This window comes from Sulfitobacter sp. M22 (assembly GCF_021736025.1).
GTDB classification, from domain to species: domain Bacteria; phylum Pseudomonadota; class Alphaproteobacteria; order Rhodobacterales; family Rhodobacteraceae; genus Sulfitobacter; species Sulfitobacter litoralis.
Genome location: NZ_WMEC01000001.1, coordinates 1247838 through 1272359, shown reverse-complemented (window position 1 = coordinate 1272359; position 24522 = coordinate 1247838). Strand labels below are relative to the sequence as shown.

At 60.7% G+C, this 24522-nt stretch carries 23 protein-coding genes and 1 tRNA gene; 16 read left to right on the top strand and 8 right to left on the bottom strand.

Annotated elements, in window-relative coordinates; genetic code table 11:
* The first annotated feature begins 21 nt into the window (after positions 1 to 21).
* Positions 22 to 1248 (top strand): multidrug effflux MFS transporter, encoded by a 1227-nt coding sequence (locus tag GLP52_RS06370; protein ID WP_237271864.1) that lies wholly within the window; start codon positions 22 to 24, stop codon positions 1246 to 1248.
* On the opposite strand, the gene GLP52_RS06365 is transcribed toward GLP52_RS06370, so the two are convergent.
* Together GLP52_RS06365 and GLP52_RS06360 are read right to left on the bottom strand one after the other, a co-directional pair.
* On the bottom strand, positions 1245 to 5072 hold the full coding sequence (locus tag GLP52_RS06365; RefSeq protein WP_237271863.1) for an efflux RND transporter permease subunit: 3828 nt from the start codon (positions 5070 to 5072) through the stop codon (positions 1245 to 1247). The genes GLP52_RS06370 and GLP52_RS06365 overlap by 4 nt on opposite strands.
* The gene (locus GLP52_RS06360) at positions 5069 to 6313 is read right to left on the bottom strand and encodes an efflux RND transporter periplasmic adaptor subunit (RefSeq protein WP_237273452.1); all 1245 of its coding nucleotides are present in this window, start codon (positions 6311 to 6313) and stop codon (positions 5069 to 5071) included. Before GLP52_RS06360 ends, GLP52_RS06365 begins: the two co-directional genes overlap by 4 nt.
* Positions 6314 to 6542: 229 nt before the next feature.
* On the opposite strand from GLP52_RS06360, the gene GLP52_RS06355 reads away from it, so the two are divergent.
* From GLP52_RS06355 to der, 3 genes are read left to right on the top strand one after another with little or no spacing between them, the layout of a single operon-like run.
* Positions 6543 to 7256, top strand: a complete 714-nt coding sequence (locus GLP52_RS06355) for a hypothetical protein (protein WP_237271861.1) — start codon at positions 6543 to 6545, stop codon at positions 7254 to 7256.
* A 54-nt stretch (positions 7257 to 7310) separates the two neighbouring features.
* Positions 7311 to 8687, top strand: coding sequence for a PQQ-like beta-propeller repeat protein (locus GLP52_RS06350; protein WP_237271860.1), 1377 nt, complete (start codon positions 7311 to 7313; stop codon positions 8685 to 8687).
* A 50-nt stretch (positions 8688 to 8737) separates the two neighbouring features.
* Positions 8738 to 10213: a ribosome biogenesis GTPase Der gene (der, locus tag GLP52_RS06345; protein WP_093733733.1), complete on the top strand. Its 1476-nt coding sequence runs from the start codon at positions 8738 to 8740 to the stop codon at positions 10211 to 10213.
* 72 nt (positions 10214 to 10285) lie between these two features.
* Here the strand turns inward: der and GLP52_RS06340 are convergent, their stop codons facing one another.
* Both GLP52_RS06340 and serS read right to left on the bottom strand, forming a co-directional pair.
* Positions 10286 to 10993 (bottom strand): tryptophan-rich sensory protein, encoded by a 708-nt coding sequence (locus tag GLP52_RS06340; RefSeq protein WP_093733734.1) that lies wholly within the window; start codon positions 10991 to 10993, stop codon positions 10286 to 10288.
* Positions 10994 to 11051: 58 nt separating this feature from the next.
* Positions 11052 to 12344: a serine--tRNA ligase gene (gene serS, locus GLP52_RS06335; RefSeq protein ID WP_237271859.1), complete on the bottom strand. Its 1293-nt coding sequence runs from the start codon at positions 12342 to 12344 to the stop codon at positions 11052 to 11054.
* A 264-nt stretch (positions 12345 to 12608) separates the two neighbouring features.
* Between serS and yajC the strand changes: the two genes are divergently transcribed.
* From yajC to GLP52_RS06285, 10 genes are all read left to right on the top strand, one after another.
* Complete coding sequence (yajC, locus tag GLP52_RS06330) at positions 12609 to 12887, top strand: preprotein translocase subunit YajC (protein WP_237271858.1); 279 nt, start codon at positions 12609 to 12611, stop codon at positions 12885 to 12887.
* Between the two features lie 36 nt (positions 12888 to 12923).
* Entirely contained in the window at positions 12924 to 14573 is a 1650-nt protein-coding gene (gene secD, locus GLP52_RS06325; RefSeq protein ID WP_237271857.1) for a protein translocase subunit SecD, read from the top strand.
* Positions 14574 to 14585: 12 nt separating this feature from the next.
* Positions 14586 to 15554: a protein translocase subunit SecF gene (gene secF, locus GLP52_RS06320; RefSeq protein WP_093733737.1), complete on the top strand. Its 969-nt coding sequence runs from the start codon at positions 14586 to 14588 to the stop codon at positions 15552 to 15554.
* 169 nt (positions 15555 to 15723) lie between these two features.
* Positions 15724 to 16077, top strand: a complete 354-nt coding sequence (locus GLP52_RS06315) for an Mth938-like domain-containing protein (RefSeq protein ID WP_093733738.1) — start codon at positions 15724 to 15726, stop codon at positions 16075 to 16077.
* 1 nt (position 16078) lies between these two features.
* Positions 16079 to 16696, top strand: a complete 618-nt coding sequence (ccmA, locus tag GLP52_RS06310) for a heme ABC exporter ATP-binding protein CcmA (RefSeq protein ID WP_237271856.1) — start codon at positions 16079 to 16081, stop codon at positions 16694 to 16696.
* A complete protein-coding gene (gene ccmB / locus GLP52_RS06305) occupies positions 16693 to 17349 on the top strand; it encodes a heme exporter protein CcmB (protein ID WP_237271855.1) in 657 nt (218 codons plus the stop codon). Before ccmA ends, ccmB begins: the two co-directional genes overlap by 4 nt.
* Before the next feature lie 52 nt (positions 17350 to 17401).
* Positions 17402 to 18136 (top strand): heme ABC transporter permease, encoded by a 735-nt coding sequence (locus tag GLP52_RS06300; RefSeq protein ID WP_237271854.1) that lies wholly within the window; start codon positions 17402 to 17404, stop codon positions 18134 to 18136.
* A complete protein-coding gene (ccmD, locus tag GLP52_RS06295) occupies positions 18136 to 18285 on the top strand; it encodes a heme exporter protein CcmD (protein WP_093733742.1) in 150 nt (49 codons plus the stop codon). The genes GLP52_RS06300 and ccmD overlap by 1 nt, the downstream gene beginning before the upstream one ends.
* Entirely contained in the window at positions 18278 to 18817 is a 540-nt protein-coding gene (locus tag GLP52_RS06290; protein WP_093733743.1) for a DsbE family thiol:disulfide interchange protein, read from the top strand. Before ccmD ends, GLP52_RS06290 begins: the two co-directional genes overlap by 8 nt.
* A gap of 142 nt (positions 18818 to 18959) precedes the next feature.
* On the top strand, positions 18960 to 19682 hold the full coding sequence (locus tag GLP52_RS06285; protein ID WP_237271852.1) for a heme-dependent oxidative N-demethylase family protein: 723 nt from the start codon (positions 18960 to 18962) through the stop codon (positions 19680 to 19682).
* A 161-nt stretch (positions 19683 to 19843) separates the two neighbouring features.
* Here the strand turns inward: GLP52_RS06285 and GLP52_RS06280 are convergent, their stop codons facing one another.
* From GLP52_RS06280 to GLP52_RS06270, 3 genes are all read right to left on the bottom strand, one after another.
* Positions 19844 to 20647, bottom strand: a complete 804-nt coding sequence (locus GLP52_RS06280; protein ID WP_093733745.1) for a lytic murein transglycosylase — start codon at positions 20645 to 20647, stop codon at positions 19844 to 19846.
* A 149-nt stretch (positions 20648 to 20796) separates the two neighbouring features.
* Positions 20797 to 22203 carry a type I glutamate--ammonia ligase gene (glnA, locus tag GLP52_RS06275; protein WP_093733746.1) on the bottom strand — a complete coding sequence of 469 codons (1407 nt, stop codon included), beginning with the start codon at positions 22201 to 22203 and terminating at the stop codon, positions 20797 to 20799.
* Positions 22204 to 22239: 36 nt separating this feature from the next.
* On the bottom strand, positions 22240 to 22578 hold the full coding sequence (locus GLP52_RS06270) for a P-II family nitrogen regulator (protein WP_093733747.1): 339 nt from the start codon (positions 22576 to 22578) through the stop codon (positions 22240 to 22242).
* Positions 22579 to 22781: 203 nt separating this feature from the next.
* Between GLP52_RS06270 and GLP52_RS06265 the strand changes: the two genes are divergently transcribed.
* On the top strand, positions 22782 to 23666 hold the full coding sequence (locus tag GLP52_RS06265) for an NAD(P)H-hydrate dehydratase (RefSeq protein ID WP_237273451.1): 885 nt from the start codon (positions 22782 to 22784) through the stop codon (positions 23664 to 23666).
* Between the two features lie 96 nt (positions 23667 to 23762).
* Positions 23763 to 23846: transfer RNA gene (locus GLP52_RS06260), tRNA-Leu, on the top strand.
* A 124-nt stretch (positions 23847 to 23970) separates the two neighbouring features.
* Here GLP52_RS06260 and GLP52_RS06255 read toward each other — a convergent pair.
* A complete protein-coding gene (locus GLP52_RS06255) occupies positions 23971 to 24453 on the bottom strand; it encodes a hypothetical protein (protein WP_237271850.1) in 483 nt (160 codons plus the stop codon).
* Positions 24454 to 24522: the final 69 nt, after the last annotated feature.

The window sequence follows — 24522 nt, the reverse complement described above, 5'->3', positions numbered from 1 at the left end:
CTCAATTTCAAAGGACTACCCATGCCTGCCGGAATGTTCCGTACCGCCCTTATTCTTGGCTCTATCTGTGTGACAGGTCCTTTTGCCATCGACATGTATCTGCCCGCCTTGCCCGCGATTGAAGAGGCGCTGGATGTCTCTGTCTCGGCGGCCCAGATCACGCTGGTCGCCTATTTCCTCGCCTATGGCGTGTCGCAGCTGGTCTATGGGCCGCTGTCCGACCAGATCGGGCGCAAAAAGACCCTTGCCATCGGGATGAGCATTTTCTGCGTCGGCGCGGTGATCTGTGCTGTCGCCCCCGACATCGAGACGCTGGTCTTGGGGCGTCTGGTGCAGGGCATCGGCGGGGCGACGGTGATGGTCATTCCCCGTGCCATTGTGCGCGATATGTACACCGGTGCGCAGGCGACGCGGTTGATGTCGTCGATCATGCTGGTGATCTCGGTCTCGCCCATGCTGGCCCCCTTGGCGGGCAGCGCGGTGGTCAGCTTTGGCAGCTGGCGCGAGATTTTCCTCGCTCTTGCGATCCTTGCGGCGGCGACGTTGACGATGGCGCAGATCGCGCTGCCTGAAACGCTGACCGCAGACAAGCGCCGCAAGGTCAATCTGCGCGAGCTGTCGCGCAGTTGTGGTATTCTGTTCCGCGATCCGGTGTTCGTCGGCCTGACCTTTATTGCGGGTTTCGGCATGGCGAGCTTCTTCTTGTTCATCTCCAGCGCGTCCTTCGTCTACACCGGTCAATTCGGGCTGACCCCGACCGAGTTCTCGCTGGCCTTCGCCTTTAACGCGGTGGGGTTCTTTATCGCCACACAGGCGGCGGGGCGTCTGGCCGATATGTGGGGGCTTGCCACGTTGATCGGGCGCGGTGTCACCGGCTTTGCCGTCTGCTCTGCGCTGTTGACGGGCGTTGTGCTGGCCGGTTTCGGCACGCTTCCGGTGCTGTTGATCGGGCTGTTTCTGGCCTATTCCTTTCTGGGGGTCGTTGTGCCTTCGGCGATGGTCGCGGCGCTGGATGCCCACGGGCGGCGCGCGGGTATGGCATCTTCGCTCAGCGGAAGCTTGACGATGCTAACGGGGGCTTTCTGCATCGCTGCGACGACGCCGTTCTTTGACGGCACCGCCGTGCCCATGGTGGTGAGCATCGCGCTTTGTGGTGTGGCCGCATTGGGGCTGGTGATCTTTACCATGCCCAAGCTGCGCCAGCAGCAGGATGCCGCGGCGGCCGATCAGATGCCCGCCGCGGCCTAAGGGTCATTCTGCCGGTGGGTATGGACCGGCGGTCCGGTGTCCTCCCACTGGATCACGGTTGTTTGCAGCCTGCGTGCGTCGCGCGCCAGCGCCCAGTCCTGCGCGGATTTGCTGGCGCGCCCCAGTGACATCTTGGCGAGCAGCCGCGCAATCCAGCGGGCATAAGTCGTGGCCCACACGCGGATCGCCAGCATTGACGGGGTGACCAGCAGCGTCAGAACCGTGGCGATGCCCAGACCAAAGACCACCGCCGTTGCCAACTGTTTCCACCATAGCGCCGTGGGGCTGTCGATAGTGTAGCCGCCATTGGCAAAGTCGAGGCTCAGCCCGAACATCATCGGCGCAAGCCCTGCCATTGTGGTGATGGTGGTCAGTAAAACGGGGCGGATACGGGCCTGCGCCGTGCGAATGATCGCCTCGATCCGCGGCATGTGCTGGCTGAACTCCTGATAAGTATCGATCAGGATGATGTTGTTGTTCACCACGATCCCCGCCAGCGCCACGATCCCAGTGCCGGTCATGATGATCGAAAACGTCTGATCCATCACCAACATGCCAATCAGCACGCCCGTGGTCGATAGCACCACCGCGAGCAGCACCAGCACCGAGTTGTAGATGCTGTTGAACTGCGCCAGCAGGATGATGAACATCAACCCCAGTGCCGCCGTAAAGGCCGAGGACAGAAACGCCTGACTTTCGGCCTGATCCTCTTGGTCGCCGGTCCATTCATAGCTGACGCCATCGGGCAGAGGCTGCGTCTCGAGCCATTTTGTCAGCTCCGCAATCCGTTCGTTGGCATTAATCGGGATCATGCGCAGGGTGCCCTTGTCGAGCTGCTGCTGTAGATCGACGCCTTGGGCGGCATTGGTCCGGTGGGTGATCTTGAAGGCCGCGCCGTCCGGCCCCGTGATATCGCCCGCGTCCCCCGCAGGGCGCATCGTGGCAAGGGTGAGCGTCGTCGCCCCATTTTCCGCGGCGCTAGCGTCAGCCTCTGGCCCGCCGACTGTGCGCACCAGCTTGACCAGACCGGGGAAGACATCTGCCTTGAGGTCGAGATAGCGTTTCTGGTCGATCCGGTTGATCTCTGCCAGTTTGGGCACGGGGGTGCGGGTGATAAAGTTCGACAGCGGCACCAGCCCATCCGCCGTGCGCACCTTCAACGTGTCCAGCGTGCTTAGCACACGGTCTTTTTGCGGCAGACGCACGCGGATCTCGATCTCTTCGTCCGAACTGTCGACCCGCATCGTGTCTAGCAGCAGCCCGCGTGTGACCAGCTGAACCATGGTGCCGACGGTGACCACGTCAGCCCCGTATTGCCCCGCCTTGGCGACATCCACGTCGATCTGCCAGTCGATGCCGGGCAGGGGGCGGGTGTCTTCGATGAGGGTCAGCCCGGGCATTTTATCGAAGGTGTCGCGTGCCACGGCGGTGGCGCTGATCAGATCGGTGAAACTGTCGGATTTCAGGCGCAGATGTACCGGCTTGCCCGAGGCCGGGCCAAGGGCCTGCGCGAGGATCTCGATCTTGATGCCGGGGATCGCGCTCAGCGCCTCTGTCAGCTCTGCTATGACGATGTCACCATCCAGTTCGGGGCGCAGGGCCCGGTCTTCCCACGGGATGGTTTCCAGCTGCACCTGACCGATGCTGTCCTTGGGCGCTTGGACCCCGCCGGTGTTGCTGTCCAACCCGCCTTCACCCGCAAAAGCGAAAGCGGTGGACACACCGGGATGCGCCAGCACGATGGCCTCGGCCTGCTGCATGATCGCGTCTTTCTCAGCCAGCGACAGGTTGCCCCGTGCCAGCACATAGACGATTGCCTGCTCGGGTTCAGATTCGACGAAGAATTCGACGCCTTTGTTGTTGTTTCCAAAGAAAATCATCGTGGTGCCAACGAAAACAAAAACGACCCCCGCAACCACGAGCGGCATCACCGGATTGCCTGCGATAAAGGCGATGACCCGCCCGAAGCCTGAGCGGCGGTAGCCTGCTTTGATCACATCAGGCCGCTTGCGGAACAGCCGCGACGTGACCCACCTCCCGCCGCGCCCCAAGCGGGTGAACAGCGCGAAAAAGCTGGTCAGTCCCAAAAGCACGCCCGATATTGCAACCGCCACAAGCGCGCAAAGCACGGCAATGCAAACGAAGACCACGGCAAGAACCGGAATGACCGATCCCGGAATATCCAGCCCGTCCATCCCCGCAAACTGCCCAGAGATCACTGCAAACAGCGGCGGCATCAGCGCAACCGGCAAGGCGATCATGGCAAACACGACGGGGAACAGCAGCAAATGCAGATAAAAGGGGAGCTTGGAAATAGCGGTCATATTCTGCGCCATCCAACGTTCCAGCCGTCCGGTGACGCCGCCCATGACGGGCAGGTAGATCAGCGCCACCACCAGCGAGGCAGATAGTACAAAGATCAACGTGACCGGCAACATGCCCATGAACTCCCCCGGGACGCCGGGCCAGAACAGCATGGGCAAAAAGGCACATAGCGTCGTCGCTGTGGACGAGATGATCGGCCAGAACATGCGCTTGGCGGCCTCTACATAGGCGGCCATCGGGCCTTCGCCCTGTTGCTGGCGGGCGTCTGCGTATTCCACGACAACAATCGCGCCATCCACAAGCATCCCCACGGCGAGGATCAGCCCGAACATGACGATGTTCGAGATGGAAATCCCCATGAGCGCCAGAAAGGCAAAACACAGCAGAAACGACGTGGGAATCGCAAAGCCCACCAGAAGTGCCGCGCGGATGCCAAGGGCGGCCAGCACCACGATCATCACCAGCGCAATCGCGGTAAAGACCGACCCCAAAAGCTGCTGCACCATACTGTTGACGATCCGGCTTTGGTCGTTGGAGGTGCCAAGCGTGACGGCGGCTTTCAGCCCCTCGGGCCAGGCGGCGCTTTGGGCGGCGACGATCTCTTTTACCTGCGCGGAGGTGTCGATCAGATTATAGCCTTTGCGTTTGACCACCTGCAGCGCCAGTGTCTTTTCGCCGTTAAATCGCGCTGTGCCTTGGCGGTCTTCGAATGTCAGGTTGATCGTCGCCAGATCGCCCAGTGTCACCACACGGTCGCCGTTGGTTTTAACCGGCAGGGCATAGACATCGCGCGGGTCGTTGAACGACGACGGGATCTTGACGGAAAAGCTGCCCTGATCCGATCGCACTTCGCCCGCAGCAATCAACTGGTTATTATTCTGCACCACATTGATCAGCTCGCCCGCGGTGACGTCATAGGCCTCCAGCCGCAGGGGGTCGATCAGCACCTCGAGCATCTCGTCACGGTCGCCCGCCAACCCCGCCTCAAGCACGGCATCCACGCCTTCCAGCGCATCTTGAAGATCGCGCGCGACGCGGGCCATGGTGCGTTCGGGCACGGGGCCGGTCAGGTTGACGATGATGATGGGGAATTCGGAGAAGTTGATCTCTGTGATCGAATATTTCTCGTAGCCTTCGGGAAATTTTGCTTCTGCCGTGCTCATCGCGTCGCGCACGTCGGCCATGATCTTGGACTTGTCCCAGCCGAATTCGAATTCCAGCGCCACCCCGGCATAGTTTTCGGCGGCTGTGCCGGTCATGGTTTTCAGGCCGTCCAGATCGGAAAGTTCTGTTTCCATCGGTTTGACCAGCAGGGTTTCGCTATCCGCGGCAGAGATGCCCGGAAACTGGACCGAAACGAAAAGGGCAGGGATCTCGATGTCGGGCTCGCCCTCTTTGGGCAGGGTCGAATAGGCATAGCCGCCCACCACAAGGCTCAATAGGATAAAGGCCATGACCATACGGGCACGGCCTGCGGCCCAATCGACGATACTGCTCATTGCGGGGCCTCGCCGCGGAAGGTCGGGGTCACGGTCACGCCAGCGGTCACATATTCCTGCCCCATTACGATGACATTGGCCTGTGCGGGAAGACCCGTCACCCAGATGCCCTGCGGCGTGTCGCGCAAAAGGTCGACGGCGGCAAATTCAACGATGTTTTCGGCATTGATCATCCGCATGCCAAGGGTGCCGTCATCGTTCAGTGTCAACGCCGATTGCGGCAGCAGATGCGCTTCTACCCCCGCTGCGGCGATGGCGATTTCTGCAGTTTGGCCGTCGCGGATGCTCAGGTCGGGGTTGGGTACGTCGATTTCCACCTGAAAGGTGCGGGTCGTGGGATCGGACGCGCGCGAAACAAAGGAGACCGTGCCAGCGATTTGCTGGTTACCTGCGGCCAGTCGTGCCTGTGCCTGTGCGCCAAAAATGACGCGGTCGATTTCGGTTTCGGGGACAAAGCCCACCAGCTTGATCGGATCGAGCTGGATCACCTGTGCACAAAGCGATCCGGTTTGCAGCAAGCTCCCGAGTTCGGCAGTGTCGCTTTCCAGCAGCCCTTCGAAGGGGGCGGTAAGGGTCAGGCGGTCAATCTCGGCTTGGGTGCTGGCGACGGCGGCATCGGCGGCGTCGATGCCCGCACGGGCGGCGTTCAACCCCGCCTTGGCCGAGCTGACAGAGGCGCGGGCGGCAGCAGCGGTCGCTTCGGCAGTGGCAAGTGTGGTCTGCGATGAAAACCCGCCTTGGCCCAGCTTTTGCGCGGCGTTGAGCTTGATCAGCGTTTCCTCCAGCCGTGCCTGCGCCTCGGCCACGCGGGCCTGCGCTTCTGGGACGCGCGACCGGGCCTCTTCACGACGGGCCTGCGCCTCTTTGAGCTGGGCACCGCGGGGGCCGGGGTCCAGTTCGCACAGCACATCGCCTGCGCGGACCGTGGCTCCTTTGCGCAGCGGGGTCGAGATCACAACCGCAGAGGTCTCCGCCTTGACCGCCACCTGCCGCGCGGCGGTGGTCTGGCCGCGCACGATGACCGCAGACGCCAGCGGGGCCGCAGCACTGCGCTGCACTATGACTTTGACGCGGTCAGGATCCGCAACATCCGACGCGCCGGCGGGATCAGGCCCGCCGGTTTCAGCTGCGGGCGTCTGCGTGGTCCCTTGCGTCAGCCCCAACAGGGCGTCGCGTTCGAAGATTGCCATATACATCAAAGCGGAAACGGCGAGTGCCGCAAGAAGGGGGAAGATACGCATTCGGGCCTCGGTTCAGTGGAACGCGGGCATTGCGGCACCGCAGTATGTCGTATGCTATAGGGCCAAGGGATTAAGTGAAAATAACTGTTCTGCATAGTTCACGGTTCAAAAAACTTGGGCAAAGCGGCCTTGTCGACAGAGCTGTGTATCAATGCTGTGCAGCCAAGCCCTTGGCAGCCCTGCACCCGCAGGTTAAGAGGGGCGTTAAATCAGGCGGGACGGGTACCACATGAGCGATACAGACAGTTTCATCGACGAAGTTAACGACGAGGTCCGCCGCGACCGGTTCTACTTTATGCTCAAGCGCTATGGCTGGATCGCGATCCTTGCCGTGGTCCTGCTTGTCGGCGGGGCGGCGTGGAACGAATACAACAAGGCACAGACCCGCGCCGAGGCAGAAACCCTTGGCGATGCGATGTTTGCCGCGCTGTCTGTCGAAGACACCGCCGCCCGCGCCGCTGCGTTCGAAAACATCGAAGCGACGCACCCGCGGGCCGGTGTCCTGCTGGGGATGCTGCAAGCGGCAGAGCAAGCCGAAGCAGGCGAGACCGACGCAGCTGTCGCAACCTTGAACGGCATCGGACTGGACGCGGATGTGCCCGCGATCTACCGCGAAATCGCCCAGTTCAAGGCGATCACGCTGCAAGGATCGGATATGCCGGCCAATGAACGCCGTCTGGCACTGGAAAATCTGGCGCAGCCGGGCAGCAGCCTGCGCCTGCTCGCGCAAGAGCAGTTGGCCATGATCGACATCGAAGAAAACGCGCCCGAAGCGGCTATTGAACGGTATCAGGGTATCCTGAACGACGCCGATGTGACCTCGGACTTGCAACAGCGCGCCCTTCAGGTGATTGTCGCCTTGGGGGGCGATCCGGAAATGGGCACCGCAGTCCCCGCGCCGCAAACGGATACCGTGCCGGCGCTGGATGCAGACAACAACTAATCCTGCCTGATCCCTTCAGGTGACACGGACTTTAAGAGCAAAGCGAGCAGGGCCATGACCATTCTCCACAGCATCTTCACGAAACCCACGTCGACGCGCCGTGCCTCTCTTGGGATGGGGGCGGTGGTGGCATCGCTGCTGTTGTCGGCCTGCGCCGAACCAGAGGTAATCTTGCCCGGTGTGCGTCAGGATGTGCGGTCTGTGCTGCAAGGCAACGACGGGTTCACCGCACCCGCTGATCTGCCGGTGCCTGCCAACACAACGCGTGCTATTTCGTTGCCTGCCGCAACGGCCAACTCCAGCTGGTTGCAAAGCTCTGGCACCCCCAGCACGCGCGTAAGTCACCCCGCACTTGGTGCTGCTCCGCGGTTGGCATGGTCGGCTGGCATCGGCAATGGCGACAGCCGCAAGCAACGCATCACCGCGACGCCTGTGGTGTCTGGCGGGCGCGTCTTTACGATTGATTCCGGCGCGACAGTTACCGCCACTTCGGCGTCCGGCGCGACGCTCTGGACCCGTGATCTGACACCGCAAAACGACGGGCAGGGCGATGCGACAGGCGGCGGCTTGGCGGTGGATGGTAACACGGTTTATGTCTCGCTCGGCTTTGGTTCGGTCACCGCGCTGGACGTGGATAGTGGCGGCACGCGCTGGACACAAGACATCGATGGCACCGGATCGGGTGCACCCACGGTCTTTGGCGATATGGTATACTTTACCTCCGGTGATGACACCGGCTGGGCACTGAACAAATCCGACGGTCGCGTGCAATGGCAGACCGGATCGACTGCCAGCATCAGCAACGTGCTTGGCGCACCGGCCCCGGCCATCGGATCGCAGATTGCGGTTCTGGCTTTTGGCTCGGGCGAGGTGCAGGGGCTGTTCCGTCAGGGCGGTCTTGACCGCTGGAGCACATCTGTTGTGGGCAAGCGCCCCGGCCGCGCGTTGGCCAATGTCTCTGATGTGACAAGCGCGCCGGTGATTTCTGGCGATACCGTTTACGTGGGCAACCAGTCTGGCCGTCTGGCCGCGCTGAGCCTTGGGGGTGGCGACCGTCAGTGGACCGCACGCGAAGGGGCGATCGGCCCTGTGTGGCCCGCAGGCGATAGCGTTTTCGTGGTGACCGACCTGAATGAACTGGTGCGTCTGGATGCCAGCAAGGGCACGCGCATCTGGGGCACGCCGCTGCCGAATTTCGTCAAGGACAAGCCCAAGCGCCAGTCCGAGGTTTTCGGCAATTACGGTCCCATCATCGCCGGTGGCCGCGTGATCGTGGCGTCAAGCGATGGCACGCTGCGCAGCTTTGATCCGACCAACGGGGCACTGGTCGCACAAGCCGATATTCCCGGTGGCGCGACCACTGCACCGGTCGTTGCAGGGGGCGTTCTGTACGTCGTATCCGCGAAAGGGCAATTGCACGCTTTCCGTTAGGCTGCAAATAGGCTAAGCGGCAGGCTTGATCTAGTCTTCGGAGCCGTTCCATGTCCTTCACCCTCGCCATTGTGGGCCGTCCCAACGTTGGGAAATCCACGCTGTTCAACCGTCTTGTCGGTAAAAAACTGGCGTTGGTCGATGATCAGCCCGGTGTGACGCGCGATCTGCGCGAAGGGGCGGCGCGGCTTGCCGACCTGCGATTCACAATTGTAGACACCGCCGGACTTGAAGAAGTCACCGACGACAGTTTGCAGGGGCGCATGCGCCGTCTGACCGAACGTGCTGTCGATATGGCAGATATCTGCCTGTTCATGATCGACGCCCGCGTCGGGGTTACGCCGTCCGATCTGGTCTTTGCCGACATCCTGCGCAAGAAATCCGCGCATGTCATTCTTGCTGCCAATAAGGCCGAGGGCAAAGCCGCCGACGCCGGTGTGATCGAGGCGTATAGCCTTGGGCTGGGCGAACCCATTCGTATGTCTGCTGAACACGGCGAAGGGTTGAACGATCTCTACACCCATCTGATGCCGATCGCGGACAGTTTTGCAGAGCGTGCACAGACCGATGCGCCCGAGACTGACGTGGATCTGACCGAAGAAGAAGCCGAGCTGGGTGACGAAGACGCGCCAATGCCCGTGCCGACTGACGCAAAACCGCTTCAGGTTGCCGTCGTCGGGCGTCCGAACGCCGGCAAATCGACTTTGATTAACCAGATCATGGGCGAAGATCGCTTGCTGACTGGTCCCGAAGCGGGGATTACCCGCGATGCGATATCGCTGCGCACCGTCTGGGACGGCGTCCCGATGCGGATTTTTGACACTGCTGGTATGCGTAAAAAGGCGAAAATTCAGGAAAAGCTGGAAAAGCTGAGCGTGAGCGATGGTTTGCGTGCCGTCAAATTCGCCGAAGTGGTGGTTGTTCTGCTCGATGCTGAAATCCCGTTCGAACAGCAAGATTTGCGTATTGCTGACCTTGCCGAACGCGAGGGCCGCGCTGTGGTGATAGCGGTCAACAAATGGGATCTCGAGACGGACAAGCAAGGCAAGTTGAAAGATCTGCGCGAAAGCTTTGAACGTCTGTTGCCGCAATTGAAAGGTGCACCGTTGGTAACGGTCTCGGCCAAAACCGGTCGGGGGTTGGACCGCTTGCAACAAGCGATCATGCGCGCCTATGACGTCTGGAACCGCCGTATCACCACCGCGCAGCTGAACCGCTGGCTGGCGGGCATGATGGAGGCGCACCCGCCCCCCGCGCCCCAAGGCAAACGCATCAAGCTGCGCTATATGACCCAAGCCAAGACCCGTCCACCGGGGTTTGTGGTCATGTGTAGCCACCCTGATAAAGTGCCAGAAAGCTATAACCGCTATCTTGTCAACGGGTTGCGGATCGACTTTGACATGCCGGGAACGCCCATCCGTCTGTGGATGCGCGGCCAGTCGGATGCCAACCCCTATAAAGGGCGCAAGAAGGCCAAGCCGTCGAAGCTGCGCAAACACACCGATGGACATCGCAAGGACCGGTAGGGTTTTCGAGAAGTTAAAATAAAAGAACCGGCGCTTAGCCCAAGCGCCGGTTCTTTGCGTTCCAGACGCTGCTTAACCGCGTCGCCATGAACGGTAGGTCGGCAGAATCAGCGCAATCGCACCCCCCGCTGCCAGTGCCGCGACCGATGGTGCTGTCGCCATATTCGCCACCACCACAGCGACCAGCGCCCAGATCACCCCGATCCCATAGGTCGGCGCGCGCATCAGCGACGATTGCACCCCCGCCGCGATCACAATCGCCAGCCCGACAAAGACCAGCCCCGCGGTCGGGCCGCTCATCCAGCCATAGCCAGCCGCAAGCAGTCCCAGGGACACGCAAGATGCCGCGCTCAGCCACCCCGCATACAGCCCCACGGGCAGGGCGGCAAAGCCGCGATCCTCGCGTGGGGATCGAAACAGCGCGTAGAGGGCAGTGATTAGCATCACCCAGATCAGCACCGACGCCCAGACGGGGCTTGCCACCGCGACGGCAAGCCAGAAGCACCCCACAAACAGCGACAGGGCCAGCGGCAGGCGCATGTCGTGCCACAGATAATCCTCGCGGCGTTTCCACAGGCCCCAGCCCATACCAACGATCAGCCAGACATAGATTAGCCCCCAGATCGAAAACGCATAGCCTGCGGGCTGCACCGGCGGGTTGTCTTGGGGGATCGGGAATTGATCCGGCGAAAAGCCGTTAAAGCCGGACACGAAAAAAGGCGATACGGCAAAGCCGATCGCCAGCAGAAAGGTCATCAGGGCAGTAAGGGGACGGGACATCGGGCTACCTTGCGAAAAGTGGTTTCGCCTCAGATAGCCCGATGATCTCCGCATTCAATCAGCTAAGGGTGCCGTCGACGCCCAAAGTGGTCTTGCCGCCCAGATAGGGGGCCAGCACCTCGGGCAGCTTGACCGAACCATCTGCTTGCTGGCCGTTTTCCAGCACCGCGATCAGGCAGCGCCCGACGGCCAGACCAGACCCGTTCAGCGTATGTACGAACTGCGGTTTGCCACCATCTGCGGGCTTGAACCGTGCATTCATCCGACGCGCTTGAAAATCCCCAGTGGTCGAAACCGAACTGATCTCGCGGTAGGCGTTCTGACCGGGGAGCCATGCCTCGATGTCAAAGGTCCGGCGCGCGCCAAAGCCCATGTCACCGGTGCACAGGATCACGGTGCGGTACGGCACGCCCAGACGTTCCAGCATGTCTTCGGCACAGCGCAGCATACGCTTTTGTTCGTCGTCCGATTGATCGGGGTGGGTGACCGACACCATCTCGACCTTCTCGAATTGGTGCTGGCGCAGCATACCCGATGTGTCGCGGCCCGCGCTGCCTGCCTCGGAACGGAAGCACAGGGTGTGGGCGGTCATCCGGCGGGGCAGGGCAGCTTCGTCGAGCACATCCCCCGCCACCGAATAGGTCAGCGTCACTTCGGAGGTGGGGATCAGCCACCAGCCGTTGGTGGTCTGATAGCTGTCGTCGCCGAACTTGGGCAGCTTGTCAGTGCCATACATCGCCTCGTCGCGTACCAGAACCGGCGTCATATATTCTGTCAGCCCGTTGTGATCGACATGGGTGTCGATCATGAACTGTGCCAGCGCGCGGTGTACCCGTGCCAAGGCTCCTTTCAGCATGACGAACCGCGCGCCGGAAGTTTTCGCGGCGGTTTCGAAATCCATCGACGCCGCGACGCTGGCGATCTCGAAATGCTCTTTCGCGGTGAAATCAAACTCCGGCACGTCGCCCCAGCGGTTCACTTCGACATTGTCGGCTTCGTCTGCGCCGTCGGGCGCATCATCAGCGGGCAGGTTGGGGATGCGCGCCAGCATATCGGTCAGCTGCGCGTCGAGATCCTTGGCCTCTGCCTGCATGGCGGTGACTTCGGCTTTCTTGTCGCTGACCAATGTGCGCAGACGCTCAAATTCGGCCTCGTCGCCCTTGGCCTTGGCAGCGCCCACGAGCTTGGAGGCTTTGTTCTGGTCCGCTTGTGCGGTTTCAGCTGCTGAAATCTTGGCCCGCCGCGCCTCGTCCAGTGCCAGTACCTGCGCGGTCACAGGTGCGTCGCCGCGCCGTGCGAGGGCCGCGTCGAAGGCATCGGGGTTTTCGCGGATGGCTTTGATGTCGTGCATGGGCTGTTCCTTTGTCGTCCGAGTCGCATGATCTGCGTTGCGCGCGTTATGCCCGATTGTGGATCGCGGTGCCAGATGTGGTTGCGCGGGCAGGGGCAAACGGGCCTTGGATGCTTGCGCAAACAGGTAATTGCGCAGTGCGACACCGGACAGCGGTATTTCCCCCTGAACCCGCCTTGCAATGCCCTGCGTCTGACCATAGGTTCCGCCAAACTTAGACGGCAGGCCGTTTGCGGCATGCGCCCAACACAAAGGACGACCTCCATGGAAGCCATTCAGCAATTTGTACCCCTGATCCTGATCTTTGCGATCATGTATTTTCTGCTCATCCGCCCTCAGCAAAAGAAGGTGAAAGAGCATAAGGCAATGGTGGACGGTTTGCGTCGTGGCGATCAAGTGGTCACCGCTGGCGGTCTGATCGGCAAAGTCGTCAAAGTCAAAGAGGATGGCGAGCTGGAAGTCGAACTGGCCGACAACGTCAAAGTGCGCGTTGTGCAATCGACCGTCGCCACCGTCGTATCCAAGACCGAACCAGCCAAGTAAGCGCCCCTTCGGGCGTGTCCAGAAAAGGGCAGTACCATGCTTCAGATTGATCTGTGGAAACGGGTGTTGATCATCCTCACCTGTGCCGCTGGCCTGTGGCTGGCGCTGCCCAATGCGTTCTACGGCCCCGTTGAACAGCACAATGATGCGGTCAAGGCGATCAGCGTCGCCGGATCCACCCCCGAGCTTGAGGCGCAAAAGGCGCTCTGGCCCGAGTGGATGCCGGAACGTCTGGTTAACCTTGGCCTCGATCTGCGCGGCGGGGCCCATTTGCTGGCCGAAGTGAATGTCGAAGACGTTTACGCCAACCGGATGGAGGCCGCTTGGCCCGAGGTCCGCGATGCGTTGCGCTCGATCACGCCGGTCCGCCGCGTTGACGCCCCCATCGGCGAGCTGCGCGTGCGCATCAATGATGCCTCTGTCATGGCGCAAGCGCTAGAGGCGACCCGTGCGTTGGCCCGCCCCGTGCAGTCGCTGACGGGCACAGGGCAAAACGACATCGTGGTAAACGGTGCCAATGACGTCATCACCATCACGCTGACCGATGCCGAGAAACAGGCCACGGACGAGCGCACGATGCAGCAATCGCTGGAAATCATCCGCCGCCGCATCGACGAGGTGGGCACACGCGAACCCACGATCCAGCGTCAGGGTTCGGACCGTATCCTTATTCAGGTGCCCGGCATCGGGTCGGCCGCAGAGCTAAAAGCGATCATCGGTACTACGGCGCAGCTGACCTTTAACCCCGTGGTGAACCGTGGCGCGAATGAAAACGCGGCACCGGGTCTGGGCAATTCGCTTTTGCCCGACGCCGAAGCGCCCGGTGTCTTTTACATCATCGAAACCGCGCCCGTCGTAACCGGCGAACAGCTGGTCGATGCGCAGCCCAGCTTTGACCAGAACGGCCGCCCCGCTGTCAGCTTCCGCTTTGACACCACCGGCGCGCGCAAGTTCGGTACCTACACAGCAGAAAACATCGGCGCGCCTTTCGCCATCGTGCTGGATGATGAGGTTATCAGCGCCCCCACCATCCAAAGCGCGATCCCCGGCGGGTCGGGCATCATCACCGGTAACTTCACGGTCGAGGAATCCACCAATCTGGCCGTCTTGCTGCGGGCAGGGGCCTTGCCTGCCGGTCTGACCTTTGTCGAAGAACGCACCATCGGGCCGGAACTCGGTCAAGACAGCATTGACGCGGGCAAGATCGCGACCAGCGTCGCCTTTGGCGCAGTGCTATTCTTTATGTGGGCCAGCTACGGGCTGTTCGGGCTCTTTGCCAATATCGCGCTGATCATCAACGTCGGTATGATCTTTGGCCTTCTGAGCCTGATCGGTGCGACGCTGACCTTGCCCGGTATTGCGGGGATCGTTCTTACAGTGGGTATGGCGGTGGATGCCAACGTGCTGATCTTTGAACGCATCCGCGAAGAGCTGAAGACCGCCAAAGGGCCTGCCCGTGCCATCAGCCTTGGCTATGAACGCGCGCTTAGCGCCATTCTGGACGCCAACATCACGACCTTCATCATTGCAACGATCCTCTTTGTGCTCGGCTCCGGCCCTGTGCGCGGGTTTGCGGTGACGCTGGGGCTTGGCATCATCACGTCGGTCTTTACGGCATATTTCGTCACACGTCTGATCGTGGTGTTCTGGTTTGAACGTCGCCGTCCCAAGACAATCACGGTATAGGAACCTCACGTCATGCGTCTGAGACTGATCCCCGACGATACGAATATCGACTTTTTCAAACATGCCAAATTGACCTTTGGTGCGTCCTGTGTGGCGGTGCTGCTGGCCTTGGCTGTGTGGTTCACCATGGGTCTGAACTACGGCATCGACTTCCGTGGCGGTACGACCCTGCGCACGCAAAGCGACGCAGCCGTGGACGTCGCGGCCTACCGCGAGGCGCTGGCACCGCTTGAGCTTGGCGATGTGTCCATCTCCGAAGTGTTCGACCCCGCGAGCGACAGCACCAAACATGTCGCCATGGTGCGCATCCAAGCGCAAGAGGGCGAAGAGGCCGCATCCCCCGAGATGATCCAGAACGTCGAGCAGGCGTTGCAGACTGTTGCCCCGAACATCGTCTTCACTTCGGTTGAATCCGTTGGCCCCAAAGTATCGGGCGAACTGATCCAGACGGCGTTTCTGGCGGTTGCCGCGTCGCTTGGCGCGATCCTGATCTACATCTGGCTAAGGTTCGAATGGCAGTTTTCGGTCGGCGCTGTGGCGGCACTGTTCCACGATGTTGTGTTGACCATCGGCGTGTTCTCGATCTTGCAAATCCGCTTTGACCTGCCGGTGATTGCGGCGATCCTGACCATCATCGGGTATTCGATCAACGATACAGTGGTGATCTTTGACCGGCTGCGTGAAAACCTGCGCAAGTACAAGAAACGTGACCTGCGCGAGATCATGAACCTCAGCGTTAACGAAACCCTAAGCCGGACCTTGATGACATCGGGCACCACCTTGCTCGCACTCATCGCGCTGCTGGTTCTGGGCGGCGATGTGATCCGCGGCTTTGTCTTCGCGATCACATGGGGCGTTGTCGTGGGGACATATTCTTCGGTCTACGTCGCCAAGAACGTCGTGTTGTTCTTGGGCGTCAAGCGCGACTGGTCCAAGAAGGACGGCAACAATACGGGTCAATACGCCAACATCGACGCGTAAAGCGTCTAGCTGCCAGCGGGGGTGTTCCCCGCGCTGGTAGCGCAGCCCGCGCCATCATCCGCCGCGACGTCATGCGCTTGCGCGACCGCCCCGTTCCGCCGCCAGTTAACCTGTATTCTGCGCGCTTGATCGGCTATGGTGGCGCAGCCGCTGCCCAAAGGAGAACATCATGCGTTTGAACGAGGTCGTGTATTCGGATGCCAAACCCGTCGAAGGCTATGGCCCCGGCTTCTTTCGTATCGGGGGCGAGGTGTATAAGGGGCCGGTGATCGCAGGGGACTCCGGCGTGTCACCTTGGGCCGGTTTTGATGATCATGCGCCGCTGCTGGCGTTGGCGGGCAAGATCGATATCCTGTTCATTGGTACGGGCACCGAGATCAGCCATATCCCCGCCGACCTGCGCAGCGTATTGGAAGACGCAGGTATCGGCGTCGACGTAATGTCGTCCCCCGCAGCGGCGCGCACCTATAACGTCTTGCTGAGCGAAGGCCGTCGCATCGCCTTGGCCCTGATCCCTGTCTGACATGACCTTGCGTGTCACCGACCTTGCTGTTGCGCGCGGTGGCGTGCCTGTGCTGGACGGGGTTACTTTTGCGGTTGCGCCGGGAACGGCCCTGATCCTGCGCGGGCCAAACGGTGCAGGCAAGACAACGCTTCTGCGCTGCATCGCGGGGCTGCAACCGCCCTTGTCCGGCCGCATCGACGGTGCCGAAGAAACCATCGCCTATGCGGGCCATGCGGACGGGTTAAAGGCGATGCTTCGCGTGCGCGAAAACCTTGAATTCTGGGCGCAGGTTTTTGGTCAAACGGATATTGCGCCAGCCCTGATCGCCTATGACCTCGAACCGCTGCAAAATCGGCTGGCAGGTACGCTTTCGGCGGGGCAAAAACGCCGTCTGGGTTTGGCACGACTGATGGTGACGGGGCGGCCCGTCTGGGTGCTGGACGAACCGACGGTGTCGCTGGATGTCGCTGCCGTTGAGCTATTCGCCGCTGCCGTGACGGCGCATCTGGCGGGCGGGGGGATGGCGCTGATCGCGACCCATATTAATCTTGGTCTAGACGCGCAAACCTTTGACATCACGCCCTTTCGCGCCAAGCTATCCCAGCGCAGCGCTGCCAGTGACGAGGCTTTCCTATGATCGCCCTGCTGCGCCGTGACCTGATGCTCGCCTTTCGGGCGGGCGGGGGCTTTGGCTTGGGGTTGGCGTTCTTCCTGATCGTGACCGTGCTGGTCCCATTCTCGGTTGGGCCGCAATCGGACCTGCTGGCAACCATCGCGCCCGGCGTGCTCTGGCTGGGGGCGCTTTTGGCCTGCCTGCTCTCGCTCGACCGGCTGCTTGCGCTGGATTTCGAGGACGGCACACTGGATCTTCTGGCCACGGCTCCGCTGCCGCTTGAGGCGGCGTTGAGTGTCAAGGCGCTGTCCCATTGGCTGACCACGGGGTTGCCGCTGGTGCTGGCCGCCCCGCTGCTGGGGGTGATGCTAAACCTCGCGCCGTCGGGCTATCTGTGGCTGGTGGCATCTTTGGGTCTGGGCACGCCCGCACTTTCGGTAATCGGGGCTTTCGGCGCAGCGCTGACGGTGGGAATCAAACGCGGGGGCCTGCTGATGTCGCTGCTGGTGCTGCCGCTGTATGTCCCGACGCTTATTTTCGGCGCAGAGACCGCGCGTCGTGGCGCTATGGGGCTGGATGCCACAACCCCGCTGATCCTGCTGGCAGGTATTACCTTTGGCACCATCGCGCTGATGCCGTTTGCCTCTGCCGCAGTTTTGCGGATGACCTTAAGGTGAGTGTGCGCTTTTGACCATTGAGTGCCAATTAACGGAGCGATAGAACCCCGCCATGTCTTTATGGGAATACGCCAATCCGGTGAAATTTTTGGGCCTCTCGGCCCGTGTGCAACCCTTTGTCTGGGGCGGCGCTGGCTTATGTCTAGCGGTTGGCCTGCTTTGGGGGTTCTTCGCCACCCCCGATGACTACCGGCAGGGATCAACGGTCAAGATTATCTATCTGCATGTGCCCGCCGCGCTGATGGCTATTAATGCGTGGTTCATGATGCTGGTCGCATCGCTGATCTGGCTGATCCGCCGGCATCACGTCAGCGCGCTCGCGGCCAAAGCCGCAGCACCCGTGGGCGTTATCATGACCGTGATTGCGCTGATCACCGGTGCGATCTGGGGGCAGCCCATGTGGGGCACTTGGTGGGCATGGGATCCACGGCTGACGTCCTTTCTGATCCTGTTCCTCTTCTACCTTGGCTATATCGCCCTGTGGGAGGCCGTCGAAGACCCCGACACCGCGGCGGACCTGACGGCGGTGCTCTGTCTGGTGGGATCGGTCTTTGCGGTGCTGTCGCGCTATGCGGTCAAGTTCTGGAACCAGGGGCTGCATCAAGGCACCTCTGTCCCGCTGGCGACCGGCGGGCGTACCGTGTCGGATGTGTTTTTCTACCCCTTGCTGATCAGCATGATCGGCTTTGGCCTGCTGTTCCTGGCACTGGTGCTGTACCGGACAGGAACCGAAATCCGCCTGCGCCGCGCCCGCGCGCTGCTGGCCCGCAGTGAAAGAGGCGCATGATGCCAGACCTTGGAAAATACGCCGCCGAAGTCCTTGCGGCCTATGGCGTATCACTGCTGCTGCTGGCAGGGCTCGTGGTGCTTAGCCTGCGCAAGGGGCGCAAGGCCCGCGCGACACTGGCCGAAGTAGAGGGACGTAAACATGGGTAAAATCTCTCCGCTGATGATCGCGCCACCGCTGGTGTTTGCAGGCTTTGTGGCACTTGCCGCCTTTGGGATGTTCCGCGCCGATCCCGAGGGGCTGCCCTCTACTCTGGTCGGGCAAATGGCCCCCGCGCTGCCGGAAAAACCGCTCGAAGGGTTTCCTGCCGCCGCGCCGGACGTGCTGACCAATGGTGAAGTGACGCTGGTGAACTTCTGGGCCAGCTGGTGCCCGCCGTGCCGCGCAGAGCACCCTCAATTGTTGGATATGCAAGCCCAAGGGCTGTCGATCATCGGGGTCAATTTCAAGGACCTTGTTGGTGCCGCGTCCGGTTACCTGACCGACGATGGCAGCCCGTTCGAGGGCGTTGCGTTTGATCCGCAGGGCCGCACCGCGATCAACTGGGGCGTCACTGCCCCGCCAGAGACCTTTATCATTGCAGGTGATGGCACGGTCCTGTTCCGCTATGCGGGCCCTCTGGTGGGGAGCGATTATGAACAACGCTTCCTGCCCGCGCTGCAAGACGCGCTCGGGAACTGACGCCCGCTTCCAAATGGCCCTAAATCCTCGCCGAAGGCACGGGTGACTATCCGCGCAGCGCGTCTGGGGCGCGCCGCGCTTTGATCCTGCCTCTTATTGCCCACTGACCAAACATGATCCATCTATCTGACAGGGAGAGCCCATGCCCGTGATACTGCAAACCAGATTGCCCGAACAGCAAACAGGCACGCCGGGGCTGCCGGGCACGGGGCCATGCGGGGCGGATGACTGGCTGCTGATGGACGAAGCCTATGCCCCGCAGATGGCATATCGCGAGGCGCTGCTGGCAGAGCGACCCGAGGCGGTTTTCTATCAAAGCGAGACAGCAAAGCCTGCGGTGTCCGAGCTGTTGGAACACGCGCTCGCACTGCTGCCGCGTTTCGGCTTTGGGATCGACACAAAGGCCGTGGTCTGCCCCGATGGGCGCAAGGTTATGCTGGACCGGTCGCAACCGCTCTGGACGCTGGCGCATCTGGTACAAGAAGATCTGTGTATTCTGCAAAAGCGTGGCGATGAACATGTGCTCAATGCAGCCGCGCTGTGCTTTCCGGCGAATTGGCGGTTGGCAGATAAGATAGAGCAGCCGTTGACCGCTATTCACAGCCCGGTCGCGGAATACAACGCTGATATTGCGCGGCGCGTTCAACGTCTGTTTAACGGGGTGCGGGCAGGGCGGCCTTTGTGGCGTTTCAACAAGCTGCGCTATGCTGATGCGGACCTTCACCAGCCCCGCCGTCGCGAGACGGGCAGTGACATGCCCTTTACCCGATCAGAGCGGCAGTGCATCCTACGTCTTCCCGAAAGCGACGCGGTCGTCTTTACCATCCACACCTATGTGGTGCGTGACGGGGACACAGTTGCCTGACAACGGGCGATGTGGCCAGCGAGGGGATGTGGGCCGCATCTGCCGGCGGATGGGCTGAGAGGGCGGGATGCCTTCGGCGAGGATTTTCTGCCATTTGGAAGTAAAACGCGCGCCTTGATTAGAGGCGCGCGCATGAGTGTGTCAGTATGGGATCGGGCGGATTAACCGTCGATGCGGGCGGCCATGATGGCGATGGCCTTTTGATAGACGCCAGCCGCATTCCATTGCTTGATTACATTAAAGTTGGTCTGGCCTTCTTGGTAGCCAGCACCCGTTTGCCAGCCTTTTTGGCGCAGGAAGTTCGCCGTGGAGGCCAGCGCATCGGTCTGGTTGTAGAAATCGACACGACCATCACCGTTGCCGTCCACGCCGTAGCGCAGCGCATTTCCTGGCAGGAATTGGGTGTGTCCGAGCTCTCCGTGTTTCGCCCCTTTGGTGCTGCCGCTGATCGCGCCGGTATCGACCAGTTTAAGAGCACCGATGGCGTGAGGGGCGAAAAAGTCTGAGCGGCGGCAGTCATAGGTCAGCGTTGTGATGGCCGAGACAACTGACGTATCGCCCATAAATCCGCCAAAGGCCGTTTCCATGCCGTGGATCGCGATGATCACCCCGGCAGGCACGCCATAGCGGGCTTCGAGAGACTGGTAGAAGCCTGCGTCACGGGATTTGCGTTTGCGGCCTTGGGCGACGATTGTATCGGCACCGCGCACCTGCATGAATTTATCGAGCGAGTAGTTAAAGGATTTCTGGTTGCGGTCGGCGGCGATGGTGCTGCTGGCATAGCGCGCATTGGCCAGCGCATCGAGGCCGCGTTGGCCAACCCCTGCGGCTGCGGCCTCTTTGGCAAAGGCGGGCTTCCAGGCGTCAAAGCCCCCTGCGTTGTTGCCACATTGGGCCGCAGCAACGGGGGCGGCGAAGCCCATGGACAGCATAAGAGCAGTGGCAAGTCGTTGGGTGGGGCGCATAAAAGTACCTCTGGCTAAATTTGACTTCGGCTGACTCTAGCTCAGGTGCGGCGAACTTCAAATAAGAAGCAGCTTTGAAAGCGAAAGGGCGCCCCACTGGGACGCCCTTGGCTGGTAATATGGTCCACCCCTGCGGGTGGGCGATGGGATTAGCAGCTGTAGTACATGCCAAATTCAACCGGGTGTGGTGTTTGGTCGTACTTGAGAACTTCTGCCATCTTCAGGTCGATATAGCCCTGAACCTGGTCTTTGGTGAAGACGTCACCGGCCAGTAGGTAGTCCATATCCGCTTGCAGTTCGTCCAGCGCTTCGCGCAGGGAGCTGGAAACGGTTGGGATATCGGCCAGTTCTTCGGCGGGCAGATCATAGAGGTTTTTGTCCATGGCTTCGCCCGGATCGATCTTGTTCTTGATCCCGTCAAGGCCGGCCATCAGCAGGGCTGCAAAGCACAGGTAGGGGTTGGCTGCCGGATCGGGGAAGCGGGCCTCTACGCGTTTTGCTTTGGGGGATTCTGTCCATGGGATACGAACACAGCCCGAACGGTTGCGTGCGGAATAGGCGCGCAGAACGGGGGCTTCGAAACCGGGGATCAAACGCTTGTAGCTGTTCGTCGTCGGGTTGGTGAAGGCGTTCAGCGACTTGGAGTGGGACAGGATGCCGCCGATAAAATACAGCGCTTCTTGGCTGAGGTCTGCGTATTTGTCGCCTGCGAACAAAGGCTTGCCATCTTTCCAGATCGACATGTTCACGTGCATGCCAGAGCCGTTGTCGCCATAGATCGGCTTGGGCATGAAGGTTGCGGATTTACCGTAGGCGTGGGCGACATTGTGCACCACGTATTTGTATTTCTGCATCTCGTCAGCTTGCGTGGTCAGCGTGCCAAAGATCAGGCCCAGTTCGTGCTGGCAGGACGCCACTTCGTGGTGGTGTTTGTCGACCTTCATACCCAGACGTTTCATTGTCGACAGCATTTCGGCGCGCAGGTCCTGTGCTTCGTCAATGGGGTTCACGGGGAAGTAGCCGCCCTTGAGGCCAGGGCGGTGGCCCATGTTGCCCATCTCGTAGTCGGTGTCGGAATTCCAGGACGCGTCGGATGCGTCAACTTCATAGGATACCTTGTTGATCGTGTTCGAGAATTTGACGTTGTCGAACAGGAAGAATTCAGCTTCCGGACCCATATAGGCCACATCACCAATGCCGGAGGATTTCAGATAGGCCTCGGCTTTTTGCGCGGTACCACGGGGGTCGCGCTCGTATGGTTCATTGGTGTCAGGCTCTACGATTGAGCAGTGCACGCAGATGGTTTTTTCAGCATAGAACGGATCTACATAGGCCGTGTCTGTGTCCAGCATCAGCTTCATGTCGGATGCTTCGATGCTTTTCCAGCCTGCGATCGAAGAGCCGTCAAACATAAAGCCTTCTTCGATAAAGTCTTCGTCGACCAGATCGGAAACAATTGTCACGTGCTGCAGCGTACCGCGTGTGTCGGTAAAGCGGACATCAACGTATTCGATGTCTTCGTCTTTGATCTTCTTCAGGAAGTCCTTGGTGCTCATTGGATGATATCCTTTTCTTGAATCTCAGAAATTCGATTAAAGCGCGTCTGATCCGGTTTCACCGGTACGGATGCGGATTGTCTGTTCGATGGGGCTGACGAAAATCTTGCCGTCGCCGATCTTTTCGGTTTTCGCCGCGTTGACGATGGCCTCGATGGCACCGTCGACCTGATCGTCGTCCAAAACGATTTCGATTTTCACTTTGGGCAGAAAATCGACGACATATTCAGCGCCACGGTACAATTCAGTATGGCCTTTTTGACGACCGAAGCCTTTGACTTCGATAACGCTAAGGCCCTGAACGCCAACCTCTTGGAGCGCCTCCTTGACTTCATCAAGCTTGAACGGCTTGATTACAGCTTCGATCTTTTTCATCTGAGGCCTCCCTGCCAGACGGGTGATTTTCGTTCTACATCGGTGTCATCTCACCGTGCGAGCCGACGGTCTACCAGACGCGGGGCGGAGTCCACCGAAAGAGGCGAAAATTTGTGCGCATTGCTCGTTTTATATGCGGTGCGCTTAAAAATAAGTCAGTTTAAAAAATGGGCCGCGGTCGGGCTTGGATATCGCGCGCGCAGATGGTCTATCTCTACCGCGACGACCGACTGGAAAGGGACCCCATGCAGCCGATTGCCATCACCTACGAGACGCTGAATTTTGATCTGTTGGCCAAAGGGCAGGGGCATAAGTTCGATCACGGGCATGCCGTTGTCATGACGGGAGGTGCCGGACGCACCGGGGCGGCACGCCTTACGGGGCGCGCGGCTTTGCGGATCGGGGCGGGGCTGGTTACCTTGGCTGTCCCTCCGGCGGCGCAGATGGAAGTGGCGATGCACATCACCGCGTTGATGCTGTCCCGTGTCGCCGGCCCCGAGGCGCTAACAGAGCTTGCGTCGGACAAGCGCATCGGCGCGATCTGTATCGGGCCGGGGCTGGGGCTGAAGCCGGCGCAGGCGGCGCTGGTCGAAGCGGTGCTGGATAGCGGCAAGCCCTGCGTGCTGGATGCCGATGCGCTGACCCTGATCGCGCAGGACCCCGCGCTACGCAAACGTTTGGGCCCGCACTGTGTGCTGACACCCCATGCCGGCGAGTTTAAACGTCTGTTCAAAGGGCTATCGGAAGACGATGCCACCAAGGTCCAACAGTGTTTGACAGCAGCGCAAACGGCGGGGGCCGTGGTGTTGTACAAAGGGGCCATGACCGTCATCGCACATCCGGACGGACGTGTTGCCACCCATGACAGCACGGCAGACCGCGCTGCCCCGTGGTTGGCCACAGCCGGCGCGGGAGACGTGCTTTCAGGGATGATCACCGGTCTGCTCGCCCGTGGGTTTGCCCCGATCAAAGCCGCGCAATATGCAACGTGGCTGCATGTAGAAGCCGCGCGGCGCTTTGGTCCGGGGCTGATCGCCGAAGATCTGATCGAAGAAATTCCGCATGTCTTTGCGGCGCTCAACCTCTAGCGCCTCACAGCCCTCACTGTGCAGGACAAAAACCTTGCGCCGCGGGTGTTTTTCCCTCTCGCCACTGGCAGATATCTTTGATACTGAACGCGCAATGCGGGTGTGGCGGAATTGGTAGACGCACCAGATTTAGGTTCTGGCGCCTATGGCGTGGGGGTTCGAGTCCCTTCACCCGCACCACTTTTCCAATATTTATACCAATGAGATATGTCGCTTTGTGCCGCGTGGCGGCCTTGGCCTGAGTTGTGTGTCAAAACCAATGCGTCGCGCCCAAAAATCTCGGGCGCGACGGGATTTGCGTGGGTTATGCTGCTGCTTCTAGCGGTTTGACGGCTTTATCGGCGACGGGGTCAGCGATAGATTTCGCCGATGCTGCCTCGGTTGGGGCGTTCGATTTCAGCAATGCCGACAGGTAGGATTTATTAGCCTGTTGGGGCGAGCTGCTGACTGGTGCGATCTGGTCGATCAGACTGCGTGCCTGCGTGGCTTCGATGCGGGCTTCTGCGGCGGCGCGGGCTTGCGCCTCGCTCATACCGGTATCTTTCGCATCTGGCGTAGCGGTGGCGGATGCCGGTGCTTCGGCCGCGGGGGCTTGCGCTTTCTGCGCAGGGGGCGCGGGCTGTGACGACTGCGCCGGAGCAGCTTCAGCAGAAGGCTGCGTTTCTTGCGCGGCCTCCTGATTGCTTTGTGTTTCGGCTTCGTTGGTTTCGGCCGTGTCTTTTGGCTTCTCGGCCGGTTTGGGCTGAGACTGCTGGCTAGAGCCAGAGAAAAGTGAACTTACTAACATAGATGTGCCTTTTCAGTTGGTTACCTACATGACTGAAGCAACTGCCTGAACGGTGTGGCGAAAAAATGG